Raw genomic sequence first — 19,142 nt, 5'->3', positions numbered from 1 at the left:
ATAAGGATGCAGATGCCGAATCGCTCAGGAGAGTCCCTTGACGATTGCAGTCTCCCCCCAGGCCCTGCCGGCGCTCGTCCTGAACGCTGACTACCGGCCTTTGAGTTATTATCCCTTGTCGCTCTGGTCCTGGCAGGACGCGATCAAGGCGGTTTTCCTTGACCGCGTGAATATCATCGCGGAATACGAACACTCAGTTTCCTCGCCGAGCTTCTCGATGCGGCTTCCAAGCGTTGTCTGCCTCAAGACTTACGTTCAGCCTTCGCGGAACCCGGCCTTCACCCGGTTCAATGTCTTTCTCCGCGATAAGTTCGAATGTCAGTATTGCGGCGAACATGACGATCTGACCTTCGATCACGTCATCCCGCGTGCCCATGGTGGCGAGACGACCTGGCAAAATGTCGTGGCGGCCTGCTCTCCCTGCAATCTCAGGAAGGGCAGCAAGCTGCCGAAGCAGGCAGGCATGTTCCCCTCGCAGAAGCCGTATCAGCCGACCGTGCAGGATCTTCACAACAATGGCCGGCTTTTCCCGCCGAACTATCTGCATGACAGTTGGCTCGACTATCTCTACTGGGATACCGAACTGCAGCCCTGATCGCTGCTATTCCCTTGCTTATGCCGATTTGCGGACGCCGATGAACGCGAAGGCCGCAAGGATCAGGCTGGTGATCACATTCCAGCCGGCAAAGGAAAGACCGAGCACGCGCAGCGCTGCATCCGTGCAGGACGGGCCGGTAACTGTGTTGAGTTCCGTTAGCAGGTCGCCGGCATTCTGTGTCATGCCGCTTGCACTGGTCGAGCAGGTCGCAGGCCCCGCCCAGAAATGCCATTCAACGCCGGCGTGATAGACCCCCATGCCGGCACCGACCACCATTAGGATACCCGCCGCCAAAAGCAGCGCGCGGGCGACCCAGTTCGGCAGACCGAAGAGCGACGCGAGCGCACCGAGTATCGCGATCGGAATGCCGTAGTAATAGGGTTGGCGCTGTAGCAGGCAAAGCGCACAGGGGATGTAGCCGCCGATATATTGGAAGCCTAGCGCGGTGCCGACGACCGCTGACATGCCGAGCGCCAGGAGCAGCGAATAGAAAACGACCGGGCGGGAAAGGGGCGAGGCGATGGCAGTCATGGCGGAACTCCGCGAGGTTGGCTCAGTGGGCAAGGTAGCGATAGACAATATAAAGCACGATGGCGACCACTGCACCGATGCTGACGATATGTCCCAGGCGCTTTTCGATGAAATGGCGGATCGGCTCGCCGTAGCGGCGAAGCAGCCAGGCCAGGAATAGGAAGCGCGCACCGCGGGCGACGATGGCCGAGACTATGAATAGCCATATATTGACGTGGATCACGCCGGACAGGATCGTCACGATCTTAATCGGCGGCAGGTGCGCCAGTCCCGACGTCACCAACAAAAGCAGGATCGTTTCGTAGGTGACATAGGATTTCATCTGCTCGAAGGCATCGAGCTTCCCGTAAAATTCCAGCACCGGCCGCGCCACGGTCTCGTAGGCATAGAAGCCAAGCGCCCAGCCGGCGATCCCACCGAGAACCGAGGCGACTGTAGCAACGATCGCATATCGATATGAGCGCTCCGGCTTGGCGAGCGCCATGGGCAGAAAAAGGACGTCGGCCGGGACGAGAAAGACGGAGCTTTCGACGAAGGCGATAACGGCGAGCCAGACTTCGGCCGATCTGCGGGCCGCAAGAGACATGGTCCAGTCGTATAGTCTGCGGAGCATTCCATTCCTTTCGTGCTGCGGTGCAAAAGCTTTAGGGGGGCAGTCCGGCGCTGTAAATGCCTAGTGTGGCAATGATGCCAGCGTGCCACGAAAATTTTCGTGATCCGTATAGCGGCTGTGCTCCCAAGTCTTCGGGAGATTGCGAATCGGAAAAACCGCTGCAAGCCATGGTGCTGCTCTACCACGCTTTCAGGCACCTGAAGATGCAGCGCGACTTTGCCGCTTCCGGCCGATCCGATCCCCGACGATTTTTAACGCGGAAGCTTATTGGCCTTCGGTCGAAGGCTCACGTTGTTCGGACTGCGCCTCGCGCTTCGCGTTCAGCGCGTTCATCTCCGTGCGCTCCCGTGCCATGTCGCTGACGGCAGATCTCAAAGCAGGGTGGCGGGCCGTGAACATGTTGAAGTCCCGGCGTTCCAGTACCAGGAACTGGCAAAAATCGATGGCAATAACATCGGCCGTCCGCCTCCCGCCGCTCAGGAGCGCCATTTCACCGAAAAATGCACCAGGTTCGAGACGGACGGCGCCGCCGGGAAGACGGACCTCCACGGCCCCGGACGAGAGAAAATACATGCCGTCGCCGCGGTCGCCCTTGCGCATGACGCGTTCACCGGGCAGCGCCGATTTGGGGCGGAAGAGGAGGAGCAGTTCTTCCTGCGAGTGCTCATCAACCTTGGCGAAAAGCGGAAAAGTCTCAATCAATTGCTGAATCTCCAGCTGATGCTGGCGCTCCCGCGCTTCGTTGAGCGCCCTGATCTTTTCAAGCTCGCGGCTGAGTAGCTCATGCCGGCGCCGCCCGTAACGATTGCTGAGCACCGGCCATCTGCCGTGCACATAGGTGTGCAGTGCTTCGGCGCCGGCGCAGACGAGCGGATTGAGCGTGATCGAAATGATCGCGGAGGCGAGGATGACATCCTGTCCGTCGTTCGGCAACAATCCGAGGGAAACGCCGAGACCGGCAAGAATGAAGGAGAATTCGCCGATCTGCGCCAATCCGCCTGAGACGGTCAGCGCCATTCCGATCGGATAGCGAAGCAGCGTGACAATCGCAAAGGAGATGATTGCCTTGCCGACGATGATCAACGCCAGCGCGCTGATGACGACCATCGGCTGGCGTATCAGAATCGATGGATCGAACAGCATGCCGACCGACACGAAGAACAAGACCGAAAAGGCGTTCTGAAGCGGCAGAGAATCGGCCGCTGCCCGGTGACTGAGATTGGACTCGCTCATCACGACGCCCGCGAAGAAAGCGCCGAGAGCGAACGAGACGCCGAAGATTTCGGCAGAGCCGAAGGCGATGCCAAGCGCGATGGCGAGGACCGTCAGGGTGAAGAGTTCGCGCGAGCCGGTTCGGGCGACGAGCGTCAGGAGCCAGGGAACGATCTTCGGGCCGACAAAGATCGCCATGACCGCAAAAGCGCCGACCTTCAACAAAGTCAGCGCGATCGCCAACGAAAGCGGCAGCCCAGCGCCGTGTGCAGCGTCGCTGGCGGCGTGGCCGCCGAGCAATTCGGCAAGGGCAGGCAGCAGCACCAGCGCCAGGACCATCGCCAGATCTTCGACGATCAGCCAGCCGACTGCGACGCGGCCGCTAGCGGAATTCAGGAGGTTTCGCTCCTCCAGAACCTTCAGCAGCACAACGGTGCTCGCCACCGACAGGCTGAGGCCGAAGACGATCCCGGCGCCGAGTCCCCAGCCCCACCATTGGGCGAGTCCGATACCGAGCAGCGTAGCAATGACGATCCGGATGATCGCACCCGGCACGGCGATACCGCGCACTGCAAGCAGGTCCGCGGCGGAAAAATGGAGCCCGACGCCGAACATCAGCAGGATGACGCCCATCTCCGCCAACTGGCCGGCAAGCCCCGTGTCGGCCACGAAGCCGGGCGTGAACGGTCCCATGAGTATGCCTGCGACGAGATAGCCGACCAGCGGCGGCAGTCGCAGCCTGTCGGCCACATATCCCAGCACCGCCGCAAAGACGAAGCTGACGGCGACTGTGGCAATAAGCGTTACTTCCTGATGCACATCCGTCCCTTGATGTTCGTTGGCGGCTGCCACTTTGACCGAAGTGTGAGGGAAATTAAATGCTTGATTTGAGCTCTCGTGTCACCGGCAAATACCGAGCTCCAGCGATACTGAGGTGTTCTCGCGGCGACACCAGTTTGGGGTCAGCTTCGGAGATCAATATAAGCGTACACTAAAACAGAAGACGCTGTCTCATTGGAGATTTCCATGCGAGAAATAGAAGCTGTTGATGTCGCGTTCAAAGGGTCTTTCGGCGCTGTCGAATTCGGATACGTCCGTGAGGTATTTCTTGAGGACGAAGCCTGCTGGGGTCTGTTCGATTCCGAAGGCGACGTGATCTTCGTCGGCGACGACCTGGACGAATGCCGATCCTTTGCTGCAAAGGAGGAGATCAGGATTCAGCTGATCCAGTAGGAGTCGTTGCGTGGTCCCGCACTTCTTGCGGCTCTTTTTGCAAGCACCGCCGCGTTAACTACGCATTCAGCGCGATAAGCACTGGATGTAGTCGTAACTGACGACGAAAGCAATCCTGCTAGAGCGCCGTGACGCTTGCCGCTCTGTCACTGGCTGGGACAAATGGCAGATTTATCAAGTAGAAGCAAAGCCGCTCTTTGTCGGTGGTGCCCCATGCCGGAGTCGAACCAGCACTTCTTTCGAAACTCGATTTTGAGTCGAGCGCGTCTACCAATTCCGCCAATGGGGCAACGGATACCGACGAGCCGGGTGTCTAACATGCGATCGCCCGACCGCGCAAGACGGCGGGCGGGCTTATCTGGCTGAATTGATACGGCTTCCGACGCGACATTCAAGCCTTCTGCGATCATTCAGCGGCGGCCGGTGCCCGTTCGGTCAGGCCGGACTTCTTCAACGTGATGGCGAGGATCGAGGCGAGCAGGCAGAAGGCGCCGGCAACGAAGAAGGCCGGCAGGTAGCTCGAGAGCTCGGTACGCGAAAGGCCGGCACCGTAAGCAGCGGTTGCAGCGCCCAGTTGATGACCAGCAAAGACCCAGCCGAAGACCATGCCGGCCTTTTCCCGGCCGAATCGGTCGGCCGCTATTTTGACGGTCGGCGGAACAGTGGCGATCCAGTCGAGGCCGTAGAAGACCGCGAAGATCGAAAGACCGTAGAAGCTGAAATCACTGAAGGGCAGGAAGAGCAGCGAGAGGCCGCGCAGACCGTAATACCAGAAGAGCAGCCAGCGGTTGTCAAAGCGGTCCGACAGCCAGCCTGAACCGATCGTGCCGAAGAAATCGAAGATGCCCATGACGGCCAGCACACTAGCCGCCGCGACCGGCAAGATGCCGAAGTCGCCGCAAAGCGTGACGAAATGGGTCTGGATCAGGCCGTTGGTGCTGAGGCCGCAGATGAAAAAGGTGGCGAACAGGATCCAGAAAGTCGAAGTGCCGGAGATGTCTTTCAAGACCGTGACCGGCATTTTCAGGGCGCCGATCAGCGTGCCGCGTGCCGGCGGTGACGTGACATGCGTCTCGCCGAGCGAGGGCAGGTTCACGTCCGAGGGCCGGTCGCGCATGAAGGCAAGCACGGCAAGTGCGGCAACCATGATCATGGCGCAGACGAAGAAGACCGTGGAGCGCCAGCCATAGCGTTCCGTCAGCTCCGCCATCAGCGGGAGGAAGACGAGTTGGCCGGTGGCCGAGCTTGCCGAAAGCATCCCGACGACAAGACCGCGATGTTTCGTGAACCAGCGGGCAGATATGGTTGCCGCCAGCACCATGGCCGTCAGGCCGGTGCCGAAACCGACGACGATGCCCCAGAGCAGCAGAAGCTGCCAGAGCGATGTCATGAAGAGTGAGCCGACGAAGCCCGCGCCGATCAGGGCAAGTGCGAAGACGATGACCTTGCGCACGCCGAAATAGTTCATGAAGGCTGCTGCGAAGGGACCCATCAGCCCAAAGAGGAGCAGACGAATCGCAAGCGCGGAGGAAATCTGCGAGGTTTCCCAGCCGAACTCGTCCTGAAGCGGCTTGATAAGTACGCCGGGCGCGCCCATGGCGCCGGCTGTGACGAGCATGGTCAGGAAGGTCGCCCCGACGACGATCCATCCGTAGTGGATGTTGCGGCGTGCAAGGGTGGAGGCAAGCGCAGTAGAAACCATGGGGCAACTTCCATTCGTTGGATACATCAGATTTAGATGATGGCCATCATATTTCTTGCATATTGATGATGGGCATCATATAATTTGTCAAGAGACTATTTTCCGGAGCCGGCTCATGCGCGTCAGCCGCGAAAAATTTGCAGAAAATCGCCAGAAGATCCTGGAGGTCGCGGGCGTGATGTTCCGCGAAAATGGGTTTGATGGCGTCGGCGTTGCCGATATCATGAAAGCCTGCGGACTGACGCATGGCGGCTTTTATGGTCACTTCCAATCAAAGGAAGATTTGCAACTGGAGGTCAGTCGCGCCCTGATCGCCAAGGTGGAAGCGCGGTGGAAGGCTCTGATTGCAGGTGCGCCTGATCGCCCCCTGGAAGCCCTCCTCGACCACTATGTTTCCTGGTTATCCGTCGACAATCCAGGTTCGAGTTGCGTCTTCGTGGCGCTGATGGAAGAGGTGAGCCGCAGCAGCGGTGCCGTGCGGGAGACATTCAATGATGGACTTTCCACACTTGTCGATATCCTGGCCGAGATCGTTCAGGGCGACACACCGGAAGAGCGCCGCGAGAACGGCTTTACGACGCTCTCGTCCATGATGGGGGCCGTCAGCCTGGCGCGCGCGGTCGAAAATCGCGAACTGGCGGGCCAGTTCCTGTCGACGATGCGGGAGAAGTTGGCACCGGCAAAATCCGTCGATGCCTAAGCGACGCGGTTAAGCTTATCTGCGTTATTTGAAGCCTTCCACGTGATGCGGCACATACGGCTCTTCGAGAGCGGCGACGTCCTCGGCGCTGAGCTTGACAGTCAATGCGCCAACAGCGTCCGAGAGATGATGCGGCTTTGATGCGCCGATGATCGGTGCGGTCACTGCGCTCTTCTGCAAGATCCAAGCGGTGGCGATCTGGGCACGAGAGACTCCATGCGCTTTCGCGAGCCGTCCGACTGTCTCGATGATTTTGCGGTCGGCATCTTCGGCCTGCCGATAGAGCGTCTTGCCGAATTCATCCGTTTCCGTGCGGGCGGTCTTCTCGTCCCAGTCGCGCGCCAGACGGCCGCGGGCAAGGGGACTCCAAGGGATGACGGCAATCTTCTGATCCTCGCAGAAAGGCAGCATCTCGCGTTCTTCCTCGCGATAGAGAAGATTTAGGTGATCCTGCATGCTGACGAATTGCGTCCAGCCGTTCAGCCGCGATGTATAGACCATCTTCGCGAACTGCCAGGAATACATGGAGGAGGCGCCGATATAGCGTGCCTTGCCGGCCTTCACGACATCGTGCAACGCCTCCAGCGTTTCCTCGATTGGTGTCGTGTAATCGAAGCGGTGGATCTGGAAGAGGTCGACATAATCCGTGCCGAGCCGGCGCAGGCTGTTGTCGATCTCGTCGAAGATTGCCTTACGAGAAAGGCCGGCGCCGTTCGGGCCGGGGCGCATGCGGTTGAAGACCTTGGTCGCGAGCACGATGTCCTCCCGCTTCGCGAAATCCTTGATTGCCCGCCCGACGATTTCCTCCGACGAGCCGTCGGAATAGGTATTCGCCGTATCCAGGAAATTGATCCCGAGATCGAGCGCTTGCTTGATGATCGTGCGGCTTTCCTCCTCGCCGAGCGTCCAGACGTGGTTGCCGCGACCCGGATCGCCGAAGGTCATGCAACCGAGACAAATCTTCGAAACTTCGAAGCCAGTGCCTCCGAATTTGACATAGTCCATGAAATGACTCCGTGAATGAATCTCAAGCCCCGAGACGCCTCGGGATGATGTAGGGCGCAATGGGTGAGAATGTCAGCGATCCCGGACAGGTATATTTTAGGGAGATCGGCGCGGTCATGACCCCTGGAGCTTTGAAGCACGCGATTCGGCGATCTTGCGCTTGATCGCTGCAAAGTGTTAGCTGGTGCAGCACTCATTGGATTTCGAGCATGAGACTGCCTGCCTGCGATCGCTATGACGATCTTTATCGCGATTTTGCGTGGGAGATTTCGGAAGATTTCAATATCGGGCGTGCCGTAAGCGACGAATGGGCGGCGCAGGCGCCGGAACGCATCTGTCTTGAACATTTCAGCCCGGATGGCCGCCATCTGTCGATGACCTACGGTGCGCTGGCGGAGCGCTCGTCGTCTTTTGCCAGTGCATTAAGGTCGCTTAGCATTCGCCGTGGCGATCGCGTGGCGCTGCTTCTGCCGCAATGTTTCGAGACGGTGATCGCCCATGTGGCGATCTACAAGATGGGCGCGATTGTGCTGCCGCTCGCGCTGCTCTTCGGCGTCGAAGCGCTGGAATACCGACTGAGAACGTCAGGCGCCGCCGTGATCGTCACCAACTCCTTCGGCCTCGAGCGTGTGAACCAGATTCGCGAAAACCTGCCGGAACTTAGGACGGTTATCAGCATCGATGGCGGCGAAGCGCTTGCTTTCGGAGCACTCGCCGAGGCGCATCCGCCGATTTTCGACGTTGCTAAGACCAGCCCGGACGATCCGGCGTTGATGATCTTCACATCAGGCACGACGGGGCCGCCGAAGGGCGCGTTGCATGGCCATCGCGTTCTGGCGGGCCACATCCCCGGAATGCAATTTGCGCATGAAGGTTTTCCGCAGCCCGGCGACAAGGTCTGGACGCCGTCCGACTGGGCCTGGGCGGGCGGGCTGCTGAATGCGCTGCTGCCAAGCCTCCTGCTTGGCGTTCCTGTCGTTTCCTCTCCGGCGCAGAAATTCGACGCCGATATGGCCTATCGCATCATGGCCGAGATGAAGGTGCGGAATGCCTTCATTCCGCCGACAGCGCTGCGTCTGCTGAAATCGATCAGTGATCCCCGTGCGAAATTCGATCTCAATCTGCGGACAATCGGCTCCGCTGGCGAATCGCTCGGCCGAGAAACCTATGAATGGGCGCGGCAGACGCTCGGCATCTCCGTCAACGAATTCTATGGCCAGACGGAGTGCAATTTCGTGCTCTCCTCGAGTGCAGGCTACGGTGTCACGAAAGCCGGCGCGATCGGCCGTGCGGTTCCCGGTCATCAGGTCGCGATCATCGGCGAGAATGGTGATGAGTTGCCCGCCGGCGAGTCAGGCCAGATTGCTATCAAGGCGCCCGATCCGGTGATGTTCCTCGGTTATTGGAACGACGAGGAGGCAACCAGGAAGAAGTTCATCAACGGCTGGCTGCTGACCGGGGATCTCGCTCACCAGAATGAAGAGGGTTACGTCACATTCGAGGGCCGGGACGATGACGTCATCACCTCGTCAGGCTATCGCATCGGTCCCGCAGAAATCGAGGACTGTCTATCCGGCCACCCGGCCGTGCAGCTTGCCGCCGTCGTTGGCAAGCCGGACGCGGTGCGTACCGAGATCGTCAAAGCTTATATCGTGCTTTCGCCTGACCACACGCCCAGCGATGCGCTTGGCGCTGAAATCCGCGACTGGGTGAAGATGCGGCTTTCGATGCATGAATATCCGCGAGAGGTGGAATTCGTGGATGCACTTCCGCTGACGACGACAGGCAAGGTCATCCGCAGACTTCTGCGCGAAAAGGCGGCCGGCGAGGGGCCTAACCGCGCCGTGTGAGCGATATGATCTTCTCGCGCAGCATCTTTGCCATATTGCGGGTGCTGCGATACATGTGCAACTGAGCGGCAGCCTGCCGGACATCGCGGTCGCCGTTCTGCGTCAGGCCGATCACCAGCGTTCCCATTTCCTCGCGCTCCTGCCAGAAACGGCTCATGATCGGATGATCCGGCACCGCGCAGGAATCGGAACGCACGATATTCGCATCGTCGAGATGCCATTCCGTCAGTTCGGCCATCAGCAGCTTGCCCGGTGAATAGCGGGCATAGGCCTCGTTGTAGGCTGTCTTCCAGGTGTAGGCCTCGCCGCCCATCATCAGCACGACTGTTGCCGCGATTGCCTTGCCGTTCAGGTCGATTGTGTGAATACGCACAGCGTCGATCGCCGCGAGGTTCGAGACGGCTTCTCGGGCGAAGGCAGTGTGGTAGCGGTCGGTCGCCAGCGCACTACGCTTCTTGCCTTTCCAGCCGCCGGCTTCCATTGTCAGGAATTCCTCGAACCGCGCATGAACATCGCGGGGCTGCCGCGCAACGACATAAACGGCAGTGCCTAGCTCTTCCAGCTGCCGCCACTGACGGCGCATTTCTCTCATATGCGAGGAAGAGATGGTATGACCAAGATAACCCATGGCGTCTTCCTCGCTTTTCAGCATCGGCCGCTGGAACGGATTGGTGACCGTGACCGGCAGGTTGCGGCTCAGCGCGACGGCCTTTGCCACGCGGGCAAAGATGCCGTTCAGGCGAATATCCGGCAGCACCAGCGTTGCAGGAAGGTTCAGATCGTGCGCCGTCAAGCCCTCAAAAAGGTTGTCCAGCGTCTCGGCTGCATCTTCTGCGTCGACCAGGGGAGTGCCGAGCGGTGCGAAGCTGTTCGACCATGCGCGGATGATCGAGGGGCCGACGGCAAAGCCGGGTCTTTCGACGGAGAACGGCATCAGGAAGCGCAAGCGGCTGCGTTGGCCGTTCTCGTCGCGGATCAGCGCGAAATTCACCTGCCGGTCTTCAAGCCGCGGCATGGCGGGCGCGAGGAAGCGGCCGGTGAAGAAAACATTCGGCTCCATCGCGCGGTTCGAAAGGAAATCCAATTCGTCCTGCAATTCATAGCCGAGTTTGCCGGGATAGAGGCAGAGCTCGCGGCCCGGGCGCCCGATCTCAATGCGCGCTTCGGCCTGCGGCAGGTCGAAGCGTATCGAGGCAAGCTCGTGAACCATGCGGTTGGCATTGGTATCTGTGCTTTCGGTGACGGGGGGGACACGCACCATTATCGGACTCTCGTTTCTATTGTTGCCGGCGGGTGGCTGAACGCAAAAAGGACAATGCCGAGCGCCCGGCGCACGGCGATGTGCAGCAGGATCGCTTCCACACCCATTGCCGATGCCGTCGCAATAGCGGTGCCGATGGTGCCGAGGTGCGGGATCAGGGCGATGTTCAAGGAGACGTTTGCCGTGAGCGCGGCGACATAGAGGGCAACACAGAGGTTTTGCTTTCCGGCCATCATCAGCAGCGTTTCGGCCGGGCCGACGAGGGCTTTGGCCAGGATGCCCGCAAGCAGGATCGCCATCAGGACATAACCTGCGGTAAAGGCGCCGCCGAAAAGCGACAGCAGAAGGTGGCCGAATGCCACGACTGCAAGCCCGATGGCGAGTGCCGGCCAGAAGGTCCACCGCGCAGCGTCTATCGCCGCTGCGGCAAGCTGCTCGCGGGTGCCGGCTGCGATAATGCTGGAAAAGCGCGGACCGGAGGCAGCCTTTACCGAGAACATGATGAAATGCACCAGCGCTATCGTTTTTGCCGCGGCAAAATAGATCGCCACGTCGTGCGGCTCGAGGAAGATGCCGACGACAAGGACGTCCGAGTTGGTCAAGAGGAAGCTCACGCCTTCGACCAGGAAAATCGGGAAGGCGATGTTCAGCCAATTGAGGAAATCGACCTTGCGCGGTCCTTCGCTATAGTGGCGGCGCAGGCGGAAAAGAGTCGCGATATATTGGCCGAGGGTGGTGACATAGGCTGCGGCCAGCGCGGCCTTCATGGCGGTGACGGCGGAATGCTCCACACCGGCGCCGATCGCCATCAGCATGAAGAGAATGATGAGCACAGGCCGGATGATGTAGACGGGGCTTAGCGCCATGACGGGCCAGTGATTGGCGCGCGAGGTGCCTTCCAGAATGTCGCCGAGCGCGATCATCGGCATGGCGAGAAGGCCGAGGAAGACGGGAACGAGATAGTAGGGCTCGATCCTGTCACCCAGGAAATGCAGTCCTGCCATACCGGCAGCCATCACCAGCGTTCCGGAAAGCATGGCGAAGACGCGGGCCGTTCCCGTCAGGCCACGAATTTCCTCAAAGGCACCCACAGCCTTGTATTGCGGCAGGAAACGAACGATCGCCGTGTGAAAGCCGAGACACGAGAGATCGCCGAACAGGACGATCAGAACCCAGACAAACACGAAGATCCCGTATTCATATTCGCCCATGAGGCGCGCGAGAATGATCTGGGAAATGAAGGCGAGGGCGGCGCTCAGGATGCGGATCGAAAAGGCGGTGAGCGCCATGCGCTGTGCGGTTGCCTTGTCGCCGTGTCCGGTCAGAACTGCGGCAAGCATGCGAAGCAGTCGGCCCCCCGCCGGACGCAGGCCCGCAGGCAGCAGTCTTTCCGCTGTTTCAATGACCGCCATTACGAACACGCAACACTCTGAACTCAGGCAATTCGTATCGGAAGTCTTGCCAGATCAGGGTTAAGAAACGGTTGTGGCGAGCACATTATCCTTAACCGCCAGCGCAATTCACACAAAAGAAATGCCGCCCGAGGCGGCATTTCTTGAGCTTCCTGCTGTTGCTCAGGCTTCGGCAAATGCACCGTGGCAATGCTTGAATTTCTTGCCCGAACCGCAGGGGCAGGACTCGTTGCGGCCGACCTTGCCCCAGGTGGAGGGGTTGTTCGGATCCCGATTTTCCGGAGAGACGGTCACTTCGGATGCCTGATAGACCGGCCCGAAATCGTTCTCGCCCGTGTCGGGGTCCAGGTGCTGGGCGTGCATGACCGGCAGTTCCGGCTCGGCGGGCGCCTGCTGGACCAGTTCGACGCGCATCATCTGCGCGGTCACTGCCTGGCGCAGGCTGTTCAGCAGCGTCTGGAAGAGCTCGAAGGCTTCGGACTTGTATTCCTGCAGCGGATCGCGCTGGGCATATCCGCGGAAGCCGATGACGGAACGCAGGTGATCAAGGTTGACGATATGCTCGCGCCAGAGATGGTCCAGCGTCTGCATCACGATCGAACGCTCGACATAATGCATGATATCCGGGCCGAAGCGCTCTGCCTTTTCGGTGAAGGCGGCGTTGGCAGCTTCGGTCAGGCGCTCGCGAATGTCGTCCTCGGCAATGCCTTCTTCCTTCACCCAATCCTCGATTGGCAGATCGAGGTTGAGAAGCGCGGCGACCTGCTCCCTCAGTCCGGCAGCATCCCACTGCTCGGCATAGGCACGCTCGGGAATGTGCTTCTCAACGAGGTCTTCGATGACCTCGCGGCGCATGTCGGAAACCGTCTCGGAGATGTTCGAAGCCTCCATCAGTTCAAGGCGCTGCTCGAAGATCACCTTGCGCTGATCGTTCAGAACGTCGTCATACTTCAGCAGGTTCTTGCGGATATCGAAGTTGCGGGCCTCGACCTTCTTCTGGGCGCGCTCCAGAGCCTTGTTGATCCACGGATGAACGATTGCCTCGCCTTCCTTGAGACCGAGCTTCTGCAGCATGCCGTCCATGCGGTCGGAGCCGAAGATGCGCATCAGGTCGTCCTGAAGCGACAGGTAGAACTTGGAGCGGCCCGGGTCACCCTGACGGCCGGAACGGCCACGGAGCTGATTGTCGATGCGGCGGCTTTCATGGCGCTCCGTCGCGATGACGTAGAGACCGCCGGCAGTGATCGCCTGCTCCTTGAGTTTCTGGATCTCCGCGGTGATCGCCGAAATCTTGGCGTCGCGCTCCGGACCGGGCTCGACTTCGCCAAGCTCGCGCTCGATGCGCATGTCGAGGTTGCCGCCGAGCTGAATGTCGGTGCCGCGGCCCGCCATGTTGGTTGCGATCGTGACCGCGCCCGGTACGCCGGCCTGCGCAACGATATAGGCTTCCTGCTCGTGATAGCGGGCGTTCAGGACCTGGAAGTCCTTGAAACCCTGCTTGCGCATCAGTTCAGCCAGAAGTTCGGATTTTTCGATGGAGGTTGTGCCGACAAGCACCGGCTGGCCGCGCTTCTGGGCGTCCGCTATCTCGGCGATGATCGCTTTGTATTTTTCCTCAAAGGTCCGGTAGACCTCGTCGTCTTCGTCGAGACGCTGGATCGGCAGGTTCGTCGGCACTTCGACGACGTCGAGGCCGTAGATGTTGGCGAATTCTTCCGCTTCCGTCTGCGCCGTACCAGTCATGCCGGCGAGCTTGTCGTACATGCGGAAATAGTTCTGGAAGGTGATCTGCGCCAGCGTTTGGTTTTCCGGCTGGATCTGTACCTTTTCCTTGGCTTCCAGCGCCTGATGCTGCCCTTCCGAATAGCGGCGGCCCGGCATCATTCGGCCGGTGAATTCGTCGATGATGACGATTTCGTCGTTGCGGACGATGTAGTCCTTGTCACGCTGGAAGAGCTTGTGAGCCTTCAGCGCATTGTTGACGTGGTGAACGATCGCAACGTTTTCTATGTCGTAGAGCGCGCTGCCTTTCAGGAGGTCCGCCGCCTTCAGCAGACCTTCGAGCTTTTCAGTACCAACTTCGGAAAAGTTCGCCGAACGTTGCTTCTCGTCGATTTCGTAATCTTCTTCCGACAAGAGCGGAATAAAGGCGTCGATCGTATTGTAGAGATCGGAGCGGTCGTCGAGCGGACCGGAGATGATAAGCGGCGTGCGCGCTTCGTCGACCAGGATCGAGTCCACTTCGTCGACGATGGCGAAGTTATGGCCGCGCTGAACCATCTGGCCCTTCTCGTACTTCATGTTGTCGCGAAGATAATCGAAGCCGAGTTCGTTGTTGGTCGCGTAGGTGACGTCGCATTTGTAGGCGGCAGCGCGCTCCTCGTCCGACAGACCATGAACGATGACGCCCGTGGTAAGCCCGAGGAAGTTATAGATGCGACCCATGTTGGCCGCGTCGCGGCGGGCGAGGTAGTCGTTGACGGTGACGACGTGGACACCCTTGCCGGAAAGCGCATTCAGGTAAACCGGCAGCGTCGCAACCAGCGTCTTACCTTCGCCGGTCTTCATTTCGGCGATGGCGTTGGAATGCAGGATCATGCCGCCGACAAGCTGCACGTCAAAGGGCCGCAGGCCGAGGACGCGGCGCGAAGCTTCGCGCACGACGGCGAATGCCGGAACGAGGATGTCGTCAAGCGTCTTGCCGTCCGCCAGCATCTTGCGGAACTCGACCGTCTGGGCGGCGAGCTGCTCGTCGCTCAAGGCCTTCGTCTTCTCTTCAATCGAGTTGATGGCGGCGACGTTCGGCTGGAACGACCGCACGCGGCGGTCGTTGGCAGAGCCAAATATTTTGCGGGCGAGACCGCCGAAGCTGACCATATGACTGGTCCTTTCTCAATATTCATCTCTGGCTTTTCTTACACGCACACCCAGCCGAAAATCAGGCACACGTGTCGAAAACGCCAGGAAACTTTTCTGGACGCGAGGTTGCGTGACAGATAAGAGGGGGGTCGAATGATGTCAACGGATTTGGCTGATATAGAAAGGCCACATTCCAGTGTTGATGGCTGTTTTGGGCTGGATTCACGAATGCTGAAGCCGGTGGTGTAACTCTGAAAGGTTATTTGATGTTGAGCTACAACAAACTCGCCGTGATGGCGCTTGCAACTTTTGTTGCGCTCCAGGCGCCGGTCTATGCGGAAGACAAGCCGGATGCCGTCGTTGCTAAGGTCGGCGATCTTGAGATCCATCAGTCGGAACTCGATCTAGCCGTCGCCAACCTCGATCCCCAGCTCGCACAGCTTCCGGACGATCAGAAGAAGGTTGCTGCGCTTTCGGCTGCGATTGACGTCAAGCTGCTCGCCGCCGATGCCTCCGCCGAGAAGCTCGATCAGACCAGCGAATTCAAGAAGCGCGTACAGTATCTCTCGGATCGGGAACTGCATAATGCCTATTTCAAGAAACATGTCGTCGATACCGTTACCGACGATGAAGTGAAGGTGCGCTATGACAAGGAAGTCGCAGCCCTTCCGAAGCAGGAAGAAGTTCACGCCCGCCACATCCTCGTGAAGACGGAGGACGAGGCCAAGGACGTCATCAAGCAGCTCGATGGCGGCAAGGACTTCGCAAGCCTTGCGAAGGAAAAGTCCACCGACCCGAATAAGGCTGACGGCGGCGATCTCGGCTATTTTACCAAGGGCCGCATGGTCAAGGAATTCGAGGATGCAGCCTTCTCTCTCGAAAAGGGCACCTATTCCAAGACGCCGGTGAAGACCGATTTCGGCTTCCACGTCATCAAGGTTGAAGACAAGCGCGACGCTCCGCCGCCGCCGTTCGATCAGGTCAAGGACCAGGTTCGTCAGCTCGTCATGCGTGACAAGTATCTTGCGCTCCTCGCCAAAGCGAAGGAAACGTCCAAGGTCGATATCATGGACGAAACGCTCCGCAAGGGCTACGACGACGCGAACAAGCAGCAGGCGCCAACAACGCAGCCGCAGCAGTAAATTCCATCAAGGGCCCGGTTCTGCCGGGGCCCTTCACTATCCTCTGTTTTTGCATTTCCGGACGGCGAACCGGTTTCCACTTCGCCTGGAAATGCCCCATAGCCAGGTCGATCATTATGTCCGGTTCTGTTTCTCCGCTCGCTCCGAAAACCTTTGCCACGATGCCCGCGCTGCGCGGTTTGCGCATGGCGACCGCTTCTGCAGGCATCAAGTATAAGAACCGGACGGACGTGCTGATGATGGTCTTCGACAAGCCGGCGGCCGTTGCCGGGGTCTTCACGCGATCGAAGTGCCCGTCGGCGCCGGTCGATTTCTGCCGCGCCAATCTGCCGCATGGCGTGGCGCGAGCCGTCGTTGTCAATTCCGGCAACGCCAATGCCTTCACCGGTCTGAAGGGACGCCAGGCAACCGCATTGACGGCGAAGTCGGCTGCCACAGCCGTCGGCTGCGCCGAGAACGAAGTCTATCTGGCCTCGACCGGCGTGATCGGGGAGCCACTGGATGCAACGAAATTCGCAGGCGTTCTCGATCGAATGCATGCGGAGGCGGCCAGCGATATCTGGTTCGAAGCCGCCAAAGCGATCATGACCACGGACACCTATCCGAAGGTTTCGACCCGCAGTGCCGAAATCGCCGGTGTAAAGGTGACGATTAACGGCATTGCCAAGGGCGCCGGGATGATCGCACCCGACATGGCGACCATGCTTTCTTTCGTCGTTACCGATGCCGACATCGCGCCTGCCGCTTTGCAGTCCCTGCTTTCGAATGGCGTCGGCCCGACCTTCAATTCGATGACGGTGGATAGTGATACGTCCACTTCCGATACGCTGATGCTGTTTGCGACGGCTGCCGCGGCCGAGGACGGCCAGGTCCGCATCGAGCGTGCCGACGATCCGCGCCTTGCCGCCTTCCGCGCAGCGCTCAATGAAGTGCTGAAGGATTTGTCGCTGCAAGTCTGCCGCGATGGCGAAGGCGCCACCAAGATGCTGGAAATCACTGTGACCGGTGCCGAGAGCGACGCGGCGGCCAAGCGCATTGCTCTTTCGATCGCCAATTCGCCCCTGGTGAAGACGGCTGCCGCCGGCGAAGACGCCAATTGGGGCCGTATCGTCATGGCCGTCGGCAAGGCCGGCGAGATGGCCGATCGCGATCGGCTTGCCATCTGGTTCGGCGATGTCCGTGTTGCCGTTAACGGTGAGCGCGACCCCGATTACTCGGAGGAAGCCGCCTCGAATGTGATGAAGAAGCAGGATATTCCTGTCAAAGTCGATATCGGGCTCGGCGCGGGTACCGCTACGGTCTGGACCTGCGACCTCACAAAGGAGTATGTGGCGATCAACGGCGACTACCGGAGCTGATCGTTCATTGACTGAAACGTTGTCCCAAAAGGCAAATCTGCCACTGGTACGAAGGCTCGAAGCCGTCGGCTTCCGGGCGTGGCCGGCTTCCTCCGTGCAATATGACGGCAGCTGGCAGGTGCGGCTGACGGCCGGCCATCCGTCGAACCGGTTGAATTCCATCGTGCCGCTCGACCCTTCGGATCATCGCGACGTCGAAGTCCGGCTGGAGAAGGCGAGCCGCAGGTTCGAGGCTTACGGCCGTCCGGCCGTTCTTCGCCAAACGCCGCTTGCGTCGCCGGTTCTGATCGATCTCGTCAAGGAGCGGCAGTGGACGCATTTCGATGAGACAATCGTCATGACCTGCGACCTGACGCATGCCGAACTACCGGACACACTCGATCACCTGCCGACACATGACATCGGTCGCTTCGTCGATGCCAATCTCTCGACGGATCAGGTCTCCCCGAAGCTGAAGCCCGCGCTTGCGGAAATCATCAACGCGATAGGACCGCCGTGCGGTCTCTTCATGATCGAGGATCCGGAAACCGGTCCGCTTGCAAGTGTGCTTTGCGTTCAAGACAACGATCTTGCCGGCATTATGTCGCTCTCAGTGGCTAAGGAGCGGCGGCGCGAGGGTCTCGGCCTTGAAATTCTGACGTCTGCCCTTCGCTGGGCGCGCATGCGCAGCGCCCGCTCGGCCTGGTTGCAGGTCAAGGCCGCGAACGAACCGGCTCTGGCGCTCTATGATCGTTTCGGTTTCCGTGAAGCTTATCGCTATTGCTACTGGCGCCAGGAACAGGCGCAATGAACGAAACCGGCAAGAAGATTCTGTTGGTTGCCGCATGCGCGCTGATCGATTCCGACGGCCGTATTCTTCTGGCACAGCGTCCGGAGGGAAAGTCGCTTGCCGGCCTGTGGGAATTTCCTGGCGGCAAGGTCGAACTGGGGGAAACGCCGGAGGAAACTCTGGTGCGCGAACTTGAGGAAGAACTCGATATCCGGACCAAGATCGCTTGTCTCGCACCATTGACATTTGCCAGCCACAGCTACGACACATTTCACCTCCTGATGCCACTTTATGTCTGCCGCCGCTATGAGGGTATTCCGCATGGCAAGGAAGGCCAGGCTTTGAAATGGGTAAAACCTATGGCTCTCAGGGATTACCCGATGCCGCCCGCCGATGAGCCGCTGATCCCGATGCTTCAGGATCTGCTTTAGCGAATTATCGCTTTCTTGCGGCAAAGTGCCGTTTTCGGTCAGGGTTATTAATCGATCGTTTATCACCTTCTGCCTAAGATCGGCCTCAATCAAGCAACTGGCGTATTTGTAAAAGGCTTGACGTATGGACGACGATTTCTGGAAAGCTGTCCGGGAGAAAGAACAGAGCTCGAATGCTTCGCGCAGGACGGGCGCGCTCAATCTCGCTTTGCTTTTCGGCACTGCCGCCGTTGCCCTGACGCTCATCCTCACGCCGATGCTCGCCGACAAGTCCAAGTCGAGCGTTTTCGCCAGTGTTCCGGCTGAGTTCGATACGATCACGACCGGATCGATCCCGGGCACGGAAAACGGCAAGCGCTACACGATCCGACGTAGCGTCCTGCAGGAGACGCCCGGCTCGGTTTGCGTCGTGCAAGGGTACGGTTCAGGAGCCGGTTGCTGAAGAAATTAGGTCTCCGCCGCATTG

The 19,142-nt window shown here is 59.5% G+C and carries 17 protein-coding genes and 1 tRNA gene; 9 read left to right on the top strand and 9 right to left on the bottom strand.

The window, feature by feature from the left end; all coding sequences use genetic code 11:
* Positions 1-37: 37 nt before the first annotated feature.
* Positions 38-595 carry an HNH endonuclease gene (locus N2599_RS16095; RefSeq protein ID WP_027512321.1) on the top strand — a complete coding sequence of 186 codons (558 nt, stop codon included), beginning with the start codon at positions 38-40 and terminating at the stop codon, positions 593-595.
* An 18-nt stretch (positions 596-613) separates the two neighbouring features.
* Here N2599_RS16095 and N2599_RS16090 read toward each other — a convergent pair whose 3' ends face one another.
* From N2599_RS16090 to N2599_RS16080, 3 genes are all read right to left on the bottom strand, one after another.
* On the bottom strand, positions 614-1,129 hold the full coding sequence (locus N2599_RS16090; protein WP_027512320.1) for a disulfide bond formation protein B: 516 nt from the start codon (positions 1,127-1,129) through the stop codon (positions 614-616).
* Between the two features lie 22 nt (positions 1,130-1,151).
* On the bottom strand, positions 1,152-1,742 hold the full coding sequence (locus N2599_RS16085; protein WP_027512319.1) for a YqaA family protein: 591 nt from the start codon (positions 1,740-1,742) through the stop codon (positions 1,152-1,154).
* 264 nt (positions 1,743-2,006) lie between these two features.
* Positions 2,007-3,773 (bottom strand): cation:proton antiporter domain-containing protein, encoded by a 1,767-nt coding sequence (locus N2599_RS16080; RefSeq protein WP_027512318.1) that lies wholly within the window; start codon positions 3,771-3,773, stop codon positions 2,007-2,009.
* Between the two features lie 207 nt (positions 3,774-3,980).
* Here N2599_RS16080 and N2599_RS16075 point away from each other — a divergent pair, with 207 nt between their 5' ends.
* Positions 3,981-4,187 (top strand): hypothetical protein, encoded by a 207-nt coding sequence (locus N2599_RS16075; RefSeq protein ID WP_027512317.1) that lies wholly within the window; start codon positions 3,981-3,983, stop codon positions 4,185-4,187.
* 204 nt (positions 4,188-4,391) lie between these two features.
* Here N2599_RS16075 and N2599_RS16070 read toward each other — a convergent pair.
* Both N2599_RS16070 and N2599_RS16065 read right to left on the bottom strand, forming a co-directional pair.
* Positions 4,392-4,476, bottom strand: a tRNA-Leu gene (locus N2599_RS16070).
* A gap of 117 nt (positions 4,477-4,593) precedes the next feature.
* The gene (locus N2599_RS16065; RefSeq protein WP_027512316.1) at positions 4,594-5,889 is read right to left on the bottom strand and encodes an MFS transporter; all 1,296 of its coding nucleotides are present in this window, start codon (positions 5,887-5,889) and stop codon (positions 4,594-4,596) included.
* A 115-nt stretch (positions 5,890-6,004) separates the two neighbouring features.
* Here N2599_RS16065 and N2599_RS16060 point away from each other — a divergent pair, with 115 nt between their 5' ends.
* On the top strand, positions 6,005-6,589 hold the full coding sequence (locus N2599_RS16060) for a TetR/AcrR family transcriptional regulator (RefSeq protein WP_027512315.1): 585 nt from the start codon (positions 6,005-6,007) through the stop codon (positions 6,587-6,589).
* A gap of 24 nt (positions 6,590-6,613) precedes the next feature.
* Here the strand turns inward: N2599_RS16060 and N2599_RS16055 are convergent, their stop codons facing one another.
* Positions 6,614-7,594 (bottom strand): aldo/keto reductase, encoded by a 981-nt coding sequence (locus N2599_RS16055; RefSeq protein WP_027512314.1) that lies wholly within the window; start codon positions 7,592-7,594, stop codon positions 6,614-6,616.
* 209 nt (positions 7,595-7,803) lie between these two features.
* Here N2599_RS16055 and N2599_RS16050 point away from each other — a divergent pair, with 209 nt between their 5' ends.
* The gene (locus N2599_RS16050) at positions 7,804-9,444 is read left to right on the top strand and encodes an AMP-binding protein (RefSeq protein WP_027512313.1); all 1,641 of its coding nucleotides are present in this window, start codon (positions 7,804-7,806) and stop codon (positions 9,442-9,444) included.
* Here the strand turns inward: N2599_RS16050 and N2599_RS16045 are convergent.
* From N2599_RS16045 to secA, 3 genes are all read right to left on the bottom strand, one after another.
* Positions 9,428-10,705, bottom strand: a complete 1,278-nt coding sequence (locus tag N2599_RS16045; protein WP_027512312.1) for a GNAT family N-acetyltransferase — start codon at positions 10,703-10,705, stop codon at positions 9,428-9,430. The genes N2599_RS16050 and N2599_RS16045 overlap by 17 nt on opposite strands.
* The gene (locus N2599_RS16040) at positions 10,705-12,117 is read right to left on the bottom strand and encodes a lipopolysaccharide biosynthesis protein (RefSeq protein ID WP_037143109.1); all 1,413 of its coding nucleotides are present in this window, start codon (positions 12,115-12,117) and stop codon (positions 10,705-10,707) included. The genes N2599_RS16045 and N2599_RS16040 overlap by 1 nt, the downstream gene beginning before the upstream one ends.
* 162 nt (positions 12,118-12,279) lie before the next feature.
* A complete protein-coding gene (secA, locus tag N2599_RS16035) occupies positions 12,280-14,994 on the bottom strand; it encodes a preprotein translocase subunit SecA (protein ID WP_027512310.1) in 2,715 nt (904 codons plus the stop codon).
* Between the two features lie 248 nt (positions 14,995-15,242).
* Between secA and N2599_RS16030 the strand changes: the two genes are divergently transcribed.
* The 5 genes from N2599_RS16030 (at position 15,243) to N2599_RS16010 (ending at position 19,118) form a co-directional block, all read left to right on the top strand.
* Positions 15,243-16,118: a peptidylprolyl isomerase gene (locus N2599_RS16030; protein WP_027512309.1), complete on the top strand. Its 876-nt coding sequence runs from the start codon at positions 15,243-15,245 to the stop codon at positions 16,116-16,118.
* A 116-nt stretch (positions 16,119-16,234) separates the two neighbouring features.
* Complete coding sequence (argJ, locus tag N2599_RS16025; protein WP_027512308.1) at positions 16,235-17,476, top strand: bifunctional glutamate N-acetyltransferase/amino-acid acetyltransferase ArgJ; 1,242 nt, start codon at positions 16,235-16,237, stop codon at positions 17,474-17,476.
* Positions 17,445-18,266, top strand: a complete 822-nt coding sequence (locus tag N2599_RS16020; RefSeq protein ID WP_037143106.1) for a GNAT family N-acetyltransferase — start codon at positions 17,445-17,447, stop codon at positions 18,264-18,266. The genes argJ and N2599_RS16020 overlap by 32 nt, the downstream gene beginning before the upstream one ends.
* Positions 18,263-18,676: an 8-oxo-dGTP diphosphatase MutT gene (mutT, locus tag N2599_RS16015; RefSeq protein ID WP_027512306.1), complete on the top strand. Its 414-nt coding sequence runs from the start codon at positions 18,263-18,265 to the stop codon at positions 18,674-18,676. Before N2599_RS16020 ends, mutT begins: the two co-directional genes overlap by 4 nt.
* 124 nt (positions 18,677-18,800) lie before the next feature.
* Positions 18,801-19,118, top strand: a complete 318-nt coding sequence (locus N2599_RS16010) for a hypothetical protein (protein WP_027512305.1) — start codon at positions 18,801-18,803, stop codon at positions 19,116-19,118.
* Positions 19,119-19,142: the final 24 nt, after the last annotated feature.

Origin of the sequence: Rhizobium sullae (genome assembly GCF_025200715.1) — a bacterium.
Taxonomy (GTDB): domain Bacteria; phylum Pseudomonadota; class Alphaproteobacteria; order Rhizobiales; family Rhizobiaceae; genus Rhizobium; species Rhizobium sullae.
The sequence above is the reverse complement of the archived record's forward strand: the minus strand, read 5'-3'. Positions and strand labels throughout refer to the sequence as shown.